General features: G+C 71.3%; 9 protein-coding genes. 6 read left to right on the top strand and 3 right to left on the bottom strand.

The features are described 5' to 3' along the window. The 3 genes from ESO86_RS18655 to ESO86_RS06995 form a co-directional block, all read left to right on the top strand. The coding region (locus ESO86_RS18655) for a F510_1955 family glycosylhydrolase (protein WP_165307451.1) at positions 1–872 on the top strand (872 nt) is incomplete at its 5' end. Between the two features lie 132 nt (positions 873–1,004). Continuing rightward, positions 1,005–1,304, top strand: coding sequence for an SHOCT domain-containing protein (locus ESO86_RS07000; protein WP_129234254.1), 300 nt, complete (start codon positions 1,005–1,007; stop codon positions 1,302–1,304). Positions 1,305–1,378: 74 nt separating this feature from the next. Continuing rightward, positions 1,379–2,035 (top strand): DnaJ family domain-containing protein, encoded by a 657-nt coding sequence (locus ESO86_RS06995; RefSeq protein ID WP_129234253.1) that lies wholly within the window; start codon positions 1,379–1,381, stop codon positions 2,033–2,035. Positions 2,036–2,076: 41 nt separating this feature from the next. Here the strand turns inward: ESO86_RS06995 and ESO86_RS06990 are convergent, their stop codons facing one another. Together ESO86_RS06990 and ESO86_RS06985 are read right to left on the bottom strand one after the other, a co-directional pair. Next, positions 2,077–2,466: a DUF2255 family protein gene (locus ESO86_RS06990; RefSeq protein WP_129234252.1), complete on the bottom strand. Its 390-nt coding sequence runs from the start codon at positions 2,464–2,466 to the stop codon at positions 2,077–2,079. 37 nt (positions 2,467–2,503) lie between these two features. Further along, on the bottom strand, positions 2,504–3,226 hold the full coding sequence (locus ESO86_RS06985; RefSeq protein WP_129234251.1) for an SOS response-associated peptidase: 723 nt from the start codon (positions 3,224–3,226) through the stop codon (positions 2,504–2,506). Positions 3,227–3,474: 248 nt separating this feature from the next. On the opposite strand from ESO86_RS06985, the gene ESO86_RS06980 reads away from it, so the two are divergent. Further along, positions 3,475–5,247: an LVIVD repeat-containing protein gene (locus ESO86_RS06980; RefSeq protein ID WP_129234250.1), complete on the top strand. Its 1,773-nt coding sequence runs from the start codon at positions 3,475–3,477 to the stop codon at positions 5,245–5,247. 123 nt (positions 5,248–5,370) lie between these two features. Here ESO86_RS06980 and ESO86_RS06975 read toward each other — a convergent pair whose 3' ends face one another. Then, positions 5,371–6,024, bottom strand: a complete 654-nt coding sequence (locus ESO86_RS06975) for a DUF305 domain-containing protein (RefSeq protein ID WP_129234249.1) — start codon at positions 6,022–6,024, stop codon at positions 5,371–5,373. Between the two features lie 158 nt (positions 6,025–6,182). Between ESO86_RS06975 and ESO86_RS06970 the strand changes: the two genes are divergently transcribed. Further along, entirely contained in the window at positions 6,183–7,367 is a 1,185-nt protein-coding gene (locus ESO86_RS06970) for a low temperature requirement protein A (protein ID WP_129234248.1), read from the top strand. A gap of 136 nt (positions 7,368–7,503) precedes the next feature. Beyond that, a complete protein-coding gene (locus ESO86_RS06965; protein WP_242492249.1) occupies positions 7,504–8,784 on the top strand; it encodes an ABC transporter substrate-binding protein in 1,281 nt (426 codons plus the stop codon). Positions 8,785–8,898 lie beyond the last annotated feature (114 nt).

Here is an 8,898-nt window from a genome sequence, read left to right as displayed (position 1 = left end):
CGGTGCTCGCGGCGTGCGCCCCGACGTCGCCGCCCGAGCCGGAACCCGCACCGGCGGCCGCGTTCGGCCACGTGCACGCGCTCGGCTGGGATCCGGTCTCGGACCGCACGTACGCGGCGACGCACGACGGCGTCTGGGAGCTCCCGACCGGCGCGATGCCGGAGGCGTATCCGGGTGCCGGGGCGGGTCCCGCCGAGCCCGTGCAGGTCGGAGGGAACCGCCAGGACACGATGGGCTTCACGGTCGCCCGCCCGGGGCTGCTGCTCGCATCGGGACATCCCGGCGCGGATGACGACCACGACCTCGAGGCGCCGAACCTCGGCCTCATGTCGAGCACGGACGGGGCGCGCACGTGGACGCCGGTCTCCCTCCGGGGAGCGGTCGACTTCCACGACCTCGAGGCTGCCGAGCTCCCCGGCGGGGGACTGCGGGTCTACGGACTCGACTCCGCAGACGGCACCGTCCGGGTCAGCGACGACGGGGGTGCGACCTGGGCGGCGGCCCCGCCGATCGCCGCACGGGACCTCGCGGTCGATCCCGGATCTCCCGATCGGATCTACGCGACCACGGCGGAGGGCCTCATGCGCAGCGACGACGCCGGCGCCACTTGGTCGCGGGTCGACGGTGCGCCCGCCCTCGTCCTGGTCGTCGCGACGGATGCCGGCGACCTCGTCGGCATCGACGTCGACGGCACCGTCCAGCGCCTCCGCGGCGACGAGTGGACGGCGCACGGACGTGCGAGCGGCGCCGTCGAGGCGATGGCGGTCGTCGGAGGGGACGAGCAGTGGCTGCTCCTCGCCGACGCGCGCGGGATCGTGGCATCCGACGACCTCGGCGCCTCGGTGACCGTCCTCGTTCCGGGCGCGACGTGACGTGACCGGGCGCCGGTAACCGCGGAGCCCGGGTCGCCGGGCCCAACGACCCGGTCGACCCGCTCGCGATGACGTTGACTGGGGGGTGCCCGGCGGGATGCCGCCCGGCTGCCGACGGAGGAGGTGGCGCCGATGATGTGGGACTACGGCTTCGGCGGATGGTGGATGTGGCTCCCAGGGCTGCTGTTCGGCGCGCTCGTCATCGGCGGCATCGTGGTCCTCGTCGTGCTGCTCGTGCGATCTGCCTCGGGATCCGGCGGCTCGGGTCAGGCGGGGCACTCGGGCGGCCCGCCCGCCGCCGGGGGCTCGCAACCCGATCGCGCCAGGCAGATCCTCGAGGAGCGGCTGGCACGCGGTGAGATCACGCCCGACGAGTTCCGCGGCCTGATCGCGACCCTCGAGGAGGGACGCGGCGGCGGTCGTCCGGGCTGACCCCCGACCTGCGAGACGCGCTCGAGCGACCTACGATCGATGCACCGGCCGGGTCGGACGGGAGGCAGCGGCAGATGGTCGACGATCCGCGACGCGAGGCATGGCAGTACCGCCTCGAGCAGTGGGAGCGCGAAGCGGCGCGTGAGCGAGGCGAGACCGCCGACGGGGAACTCGATGCCGGGTCGACGGATGCCGCGGAGCGGACGGGCTCCGTCGAGCCGACGTCGGAGCGACCCGCCGATCGCACCACGGCGGGATCCCTCGCCGCCGAGCGCGCGGCCTACGTCGAGGTCGTGATCCAGCAGGCGATCCGTCGCGGCGAGTTCGACGACCTGCCCGGCGCAGGCAAGCCGCTCCCGGGCCTCGGCCGACACGACCCGGACTGGTGGATCCGCCGCAAGATCGAGACGGAACGGCTCACCGGGCTCGGACCGCCCGCGCTCACGCTCCGCGTCGAGTCGGCCGAGCTCGACGACCGCCTCGACCGCATGCACCGCGAGGACGACGTGCGCGACGCGCTCGACGAGTTCAACGCCCGGGTGGTCGAGGCGCGTCGCCAGCTGCTCGGCGGGCCACCGGTCGTCACGCCCACTCGTGACGTCGACGCCGAGGTCGAGGCGTGGCGGGCACGGCGCGAGCGGCGACGCCTGGCCGCCCAGGAGGCGGAGCGACGGCGCGCGGAGGAGGAATCCGATCGGCGGGCACGCCGGCGCTGGTGGCGGCGCGGCTGAAGGGGGACGCGAGACGGACGGCGCTCGCCTGCCCCCGCGCTTCAGTCCTGGGCGTCGAGGCGCAGGGTCACGCCGCGGACGTCGTCGCCGAGCACGGTCGCCGTGACGTGCGCCGCGTGGTGCGGGCCGTACTTCCGCGAGTACTCGGCATCGAGCGCGGCATGCAGGGCGGTGTCGTCGGTCGGCACCGGGACGAACGCGACGTCGCGGATGACCCCGGCCGACTTGATGCGACCGACCCCGGCCTCCCTGGCGCGCTTGTACCATCCGTTCTCGGGTCCGTAGGCGGAGCGGATGAACAGCTCGTCGCCGACACGGGCGACCCACACGGTCGTGAACGGGCGCAGGGACCCGTCGTCGCGCACCGAGGCGACCTCGAGCTGGTCGGCCGCGCCCACGCGGTCGAGTTGGTCCTCGGTCCAGTCGTTCATGTTCGGTCCTCTCTCATACGGGAGCGGGCTGCGGAACTCACACGAGCGTCGGCTCATCGCCGAGCGGCGCGATGAGCGTCTCGTCGTGCGGATCGATGCGGCGATGGTTGTTCACGCGCGGATCGACCTCGTACTCGGAGATCGTCGGCGCGACGCGATCGGACTGCGCGATGAGGAAGTCGACCATCGCCGACGCGCCGGCGGGGGAGAGCTTCTCGGGGTCGAGGTAGCGGTGGATCGCATCGAGCGGGAGGTACACCGGCATCCGGTCGTGCACCTCGCCGGAGGCATCGCGCGCCTCGCGCGTGATGATCGACGCCGACACCTCCCACGTGCCGTCGTCGAGCTTGCGCGCGGTGGAGATGCCCGCCGCGGCGAGCAGCTCACCGGGGCCGTGCAGGTAGTGCGCGCGCTTCCTCCCCGGCTCGCCCGTCCACTCGAAGTAGCCGCGCATCGGCACGATGCAGCGCCCCGAGGCGAATGCGCCCTTCCAGAGCCCGTTCGTCGCGACGGTCTCGATGCGGCTGTTGAACTGCGGCCGCTTCGACTCCTTCATGAACGCGGGGTGGAAGTCCCACCGCGCGGGCTCGAGACGGCGGACGAACTCACCCGTGTCGGAGCGGGCGCGCTCGCGCACGATCGGCACCGTGTCGGTCGGCGCGAGGCTGTACGACGGTCGCCAGTCGGCGAAGTCGTTCTCGGCGTCGAATACCGCGGTGAGGTCGTCGGCCTGCTGCGAGACCACGAATCGTCCGCACATGTCGGGTCGCCCTTCGATTTCCGGATGCCGCGAGCCTACGCCGCGCCCCTGACGGCCGTCACAGGTGGAGCGACCCCGCCTGGGGAAAACGCATCCTGTTGTAAATGCGTTCGCATCGGTAGCGTGAGAGGCAGAGATCGGCCCCTCCGGGGCCGGCGGGCCGTACGACGTCGTGCGGCCCGCCCGTCGGAGGGCGTCGATCGTGCGTGAACCACGTTTCATGAAGCGAGAGAGAGAGGGCACCACCGATGAGATCCTCACCCAGACCCGTCCCGTGGCGCAGACGAGCGCTCGCGGCATCCGGAGCAGTGCTGCTCGGAGCGTCGCTCGTCACGGCCACCGCCGCCGCCGCCGAGGACGACCCCCGCGTGGGCCTCGGCGGAGGTCTGTACGACGCCGAGATCGCCGCGAGCGGCGTCGAGCTCCTGGAGAGCCTGCCCATCCCGGCCGGCTTCGTCATCAACTCCGACCTGGCGTTCACCGGCGACAAGGCCGTCGTCGGCAGCTTCTCGGGCTTCCAGGTCTTCGACATCTCCGACCCCGCAGCCCCGGTGCTCGAGACGGCGTTCGTGTGTCCCGGCGGCCAGGGCGACGTGTCGATCCACGGCGACCTGCTGTTCATGTCGGTCGAGGCGACCAACGGCCGCGTCGACTGCGGAACGCAGGGCACCTCCGGCTCCGTGGACCCCGAACGCTTCCGCGGCGTCCGCATCTTCGACATCAGCGACCTCTCGAACCCGGTGCAGCTGCCGGGCGTGCAGACGTGTCGCGGGTCGCACACGCACACGATCGTGACCGACCCGGATGACGCGGACAACGTGTACATCTACAACTCGGGCACCTCCAACGTTCGTTCGCCCCTCGAACTCGAGGGCTGCGAGAACGCGGCGCTGACGACCGAACCGGTCACCGAGGGCAACCCCACGCAGTGGCGCATCGACGTCATCCAGGTGCCGCTCGCGGCACCCGAGACGGCGGCGATCGTCAGCCAGCCGCGCATCTTCACCGATGTCGAGACGGGCGCGTACAACGGCCTGCAGAACACGCTGCCGGGCACCCAGCTGCACCCGAGCGGCAGCTTCTACGGCCCCACGCCGAACACCAACACGTGCCACGACGTGACGGCGTTCCCCGAGATCGGGCTGCTGGCAGGAGCGTGCCAGGGCAACGGCCTCCTCGTCGACATCAGCGACCCGGTGAACCCGGTGCGCATCGACGCGGTCGCGGACCCGAACTTCTCGTACTGGCACTCGGCGACGTTCAGCAACGACGGCTCGAAGGTGATCTTCACCGACGAGTGGGGCGGCGGCACCGGAGCCCGATGCCTCGCCACGCACGAGCCGTCGTGGGGTGCGAACGCGCTGTTCGACATCGTCGGCGGCGAGCTGGAGTTCGCGAGCTACTACAAGCTGCCCGCCGCCCAGACGACCGCCGAGAACTGCGTCGCCCACAACGGCTCGATCATCCCGGTGCCGGGCCGCGACATCATGGTGCAGGCCTGGTACCAGGGCGGCGTGTCGATCTTCGACTTCACCGACACGGCGAACCCGGTCGAGATCGCGTACCTCGACCGCGGCCCGATCAACCCGGCCGGGCTCGTGCTCGGCGGCTACTGGTCGACCTACTGGTACAACGGCAACGTGCTCGGCAGCGAGATCGCGCGCGGGTTCGACAGCCTGGCGCTCGGTGAGAGCGACTGGATGTCGGCGAACGAGATCGCCGCAGCGGGCGAGATCGAGCTCGACGTGTTCAACGCGCAGACGCAGGGGATGCTCGTCCACGCGCCGAGCTTCGCGGTCGCCGGGTCGTACGTCGACCAGGCGGAGCGATCGGGCGACCTCGAAGCGAAGCAGCTCGCCCAGGTGCGCAAGCACCTGGCCGAGGCCGCGGCGCTCGAAGCCGACGGATCGAGCAGCAAGGCCGTGATCGCGCAGCTCGACAACGCCATCAAGAAGTCGGGCGCATCGTCCGACTCGGCGGTCGTGCAGGCGATCCTCGACCTGAAGGCGACCTTCAGTTGATCCCGGTGGAGGGGGACCGGTGGGTCCCCCTCCACCGCATGACGATGCCCGGCGGTCTCGAGGGACCGCCGGGCATCGTCATGCGTCGTGGGCGCCCGCGACATCCCCTCCGTCCGCGGCGCGCTAGGCGCCCAGGGCGGCGAGCATCTGCTGCATCCGGGCGATCTCGATGCCCTGGTCGCCCTCGACGTCGTTGGCGAACCGGCCCACCGAGATCTCCATCCCCCCGCCGGCCGCGCGGAGGTCGGCGACCATCTGCAGCGCGCCGCTGTGGTGCTGGATCATGTACTCCAGGAACAGGCGCTCGAAGTCCTCTCCGGTGGCGGCCTCGAGCTCCGCGAGCTGATCCTCCGTGAGCATGCCGGGCATCATCCCGGCCGCGTGGCCCAGGTGGTCGCCCTGCAGCGGCGTGCCGCGGTCGCGCAGCCAGCTCGCCATGAACTCGGTCTCGTCCTCCTGGCTGATCCGCATCCGCTCGGCCATCAGCCGCAGGTCGCGATCGGTGGTGCGCTCGTCGACCCACTCGGTCATCGTGATGGCCTGATCGTGGTGCACGATCATCATCTGCATGAAGGCGATGTCGGCGTCGGTGTGCTCCGGCTGCTCGATCCCGGCGGCTTCCTCGGGCGACATCGTACGGTTCTCCTCGCCCGGCGCGCCGAGCTGGACCACCGGGCCGGTCGGCGCGGTCGTGTCGTCGCCCGACGTGCAGGCCGTCAGGCCGAGTGCGACCAGGAGCGCCGCCGCAACGCCGTAGGACCGAGCCGATGCCGCCATGCAAGTACCTCATCCACGTCGAAGGGAACGTCACGCGTGCGGTCGGGTCGCCCCGCCGCGTCGCAGGTCACGTCAGGCTAACCCGGAACTCCGGCGCACGCGACCGGTGACCCCGGCGCATCCGCCCGCCGGTGCCCGTGAGGGTGCAGGATGACCGCATGGCCATCGGACTCCGCACCGACGTGCTGCGCCCCGCCGACTCGGAGCGCGCCGATCGGGTCACCTACGTCGAGCTCTTCTTCGACCTCGTGTTCGTGTTCGGGCTCACCCAGCTCGGAGCGTACCTGTACGAGAACCAGACGCTGCTCGGTGCGCTCGAGGGCGCCATCATGGTCTGCGCCCTCTGGTGGGCGTGGGTGTCGACGACGTGGGTGACGAACTGGCTCGACCCGGTCCGGATACCGGTTCGCATCGCGGTGATCGTGCTGGCGTTCATCGCGTTCGTCATGAGTGCGTCCATCGTCGAGGCGTTCGGCGACCGCGCCTGGACGTTCGCGCTCGCGTACATCGCCCTGAAGCTCGGGCGGGCCGGGTTCATGGTCTGGGCGACGGCGCGCCACGACGCCCAGGTCTCGCGCGAGTTCGGCAACGTGCTCGCGTGGGCGCTCGCCGGGTCCGCCCTGTGGATCGCCGGCGCACTCCTCCCGCTGTCGGCCCAACTGCCGTTCTGGGCGGCGGCGCTCGGGCTCGAGCTGGTCGGCAGCACGCTCGGGTACCCGGTGCCGGGGCGCGGTCGCATGGAGATCGGGCGATGGGATGTCTCGGGGGCGCACATCGCCGAGCGGACCGCGCTGTTCGTGCTGATCGCACTCGGCGAGGGCCTGCTGGTCACCGGGTTCGCGTTCGTCGCCGAGGATTCGTCGGGCGTGCGCATCATCGCCCTGGTGACGGCCTTCGTCGCGGCGGCCGCCTGCTGGTGGATCTACTTCGACCACGGCGAGCGGATCGGGTCGGAGGCGATCGAGGCCGCCGACACGCCGGGGCGCGTGGCGCGCACGGCGTACTCGTGGGTCCACCTGCTGATCGTCGGCGGGATCGTCCTGCTCGGCGTGGGCGACAAGGAGGTGCTGGCCCATCCGCACGAGCAGAGCGCAGCGGCCGTCGTGACCGTGCTCGGCGGTCCACTGCTGTTCCTCGTCGGCACGGTGCTCTTCCGACGCGTCCTCGAGCGGCGGTGGATGCGGGCGCAGCTCGCAGGCATCGGCGGCATCGTCGTCGTGGTGGCCGCGACCCCCTGGCTCGACCCGCTCGCGACGGGGGTGCTCGCCGCGCTGGTGCTCGTCGCGACCGCGGTCGGAGAGAGCTTCGAGCGGATGCGACGGCGGGCGCCGAAGGGCGGCTGAGGGCGCCGGGAGACGGCCGTTGCCGATTCGAGACTTGACCTCGCCTGAGTTCTGTATACAAAATACTGAGTGCTGGGACGTTCCCGGCGATCAACGATGACGGAAGAGGTGGGGCGCCATGCGCCGTGCGAACTCAATGACGAGACGTCTGCTCGCGGTCGGAGCGGTCGGCGCGATGACGGTGGGCCTCGCGGCCTGCAGCGGTGGCGGGGGAGGCGCCGACGAGGACACCGTCGTGTGGTCGACCTGGGGCACCCCCGAGGAACTGACGCGCTTCGAGGAGTTCAACGAGGAGTTCATGCAGCGGCACCCGGAGATCACGGTCGAGCTGCAGCCGGTCGCCAGCTACGGCGACTACCACTCGAAGCTCCTCGCCCAGCTCACGAGCGGCACCGCGCCCGACGTCTTCTACATCGGAGACGACAAGATCGGCCAGTTCGTCGACGCCGGGGTGCTGCTTCCGCTCACGGACCTCATGGAGTCCGACGCGAGCCGGACCGACCCCGACGACTTCTTCCCCGGGCTCTTCGGCGCAGCCGAGACCGACGGCGAGATCTACGCCGCTCCGAACGACTCCAACCCCGACGTCCTCTGGTACGATACGCAGGCCCTCGAGGCCGCGGGCATCACCGAGGACCCGGCCACGCTCGCCGAGAACGGCGAGTGGACCACCGAGAAGTACCTCGAGATGAACGACGCGCTCGCGGAGGCGGGGCTCATCGGCTCGATGTTCTGGAACTACTGGGCGACGCACTACAGCTGGATCTCCGCGCAGGGCGGGACGGCCTACGACGAGTCCGGGGCCTTCGTCGGCAACGACGACGCCGCCACGGTGGACTCCGTCGAGACGCTCGGCGAGTACTTCCAGGACGGCACCTTCGTCGTCGCCGACACGATGCCCGAGGGCGCCGGCGCCGACAGCGTGTTCGTGACGCACCAGGCGGGCTTCTTCGCACAGGGCCGGTACACGATCGGCACCGTCTCGAGCGCCGGGGAGCAGGACAGCTACGACATCGTCCGCTGGCCGACGCCCGACGGGCAGCCGGCGCCGACCGGGGTCGCCACCTCCTACCTCGCCATCAACGGCAAGACGGATGCCCCGGATGCCGCCTTCACGTTCTGGACCGAGTTCCTCTCGGCCGAGGGCCAGGTCTTCCGCCTCTCGGGTGGCGGCAACGCCGTGCCGTCCATCGCGGGCGCCGACGAGGTCGTGCTCGAGGACGGCTACCCCGCCCACGCGCAGACCTTCCTCGACATGCGCGACATCGGCTTCGAGGACTACGCGCCGGAGGCGCGCGTGCCCGGACTCTCCACGGACATCAGCGACCTGTTCCTGAAGCTCTACGAGGGCAAGTCCGACGCGCAGTCCACCCTCGACGCGGTCGCCGACCTCGTCGCGGAGAAGACGGCGGAGTGAGCTCACCCATGGTGATCACCTCGGGCGGCGCGACCGGCACCCCGGTCGCGCCGCCCGCGCACCCCGCAGCGGGTCCCGCGCCGGACACGGCGCACGCACCCGTGGCACCCGTCC

This window comes from Agromyces binzhouensis (assembly GCF_004135055.1).
Taxonomy (GTDB): Bacteria; Actinomycetota; Actinomycetes; order Actinomycetales; family Microbacteriaceae; genus Agromyces; species Agromyces binzhouensis.
This window is presented reverse-complemented; position numbering and strand designations above follow the sequence as displayed.

Bases quoted from the DNA above. Each gene is read 5' to 3' on its own strand.
- ESO86_RS07000 (WP_129234254.1), top strand. From the start codon at position 1,005: ATGATGTGGGACTACGGCTTCGGCGGATGGTGGATGTGGCTCCCAGGG.
- ESO86_RS06995 (WP_129234253.1), top strand. From the start codon at position 1,379: ATGGTCGACGATCCGCGACGCGAGGCATGGCAGTACCGCCTCGAGCAG.
- ESO86_RS06990 (WP_129234252.1), bottom strand. From the start codon at position 2,466: ATGAACGACTGGACCGAGGACCAACTCGACCGCGTGGGCGCGGCCGAC.
- ESO86_RS06985 (WP_129234251.1), bottom strand. From the start codon at position 3,226: ATGTGCGGACGATTCGTGGTCTCGCAGCAGGCCGACGACCTCACCGCG.
- ESO86_RS06980 (WP_129234250.1), top strand. From the start codon at position 3,475: ATGAGATCCTCACCCAGACCCGTCCCGTGGCGCAGACGAGCGCTCGCG.
- ESO86_RS06975 (WP_129234249.1), bottom strand. From the start codon at position 6,024: ATGGCGGCATCGGCTCGGTCCTACGGCGTTGCGGCGGCGCTCCTGGTC.
- ESO86_RS06970 (WP_129234248.1), top strand. From the start codon at position 6,183: ATGGCCATCGGACTCCGCACCGACGTGCTGCGCCCCGCCGACTCGGAG.
- ESO86_RS06965 (WP_242492249.1), top strand. From the start codon at position 7,504: ATGACGAGACGTCTGCTCGCGGTCGGAGCGGTCGGCGCGATGACGGTG.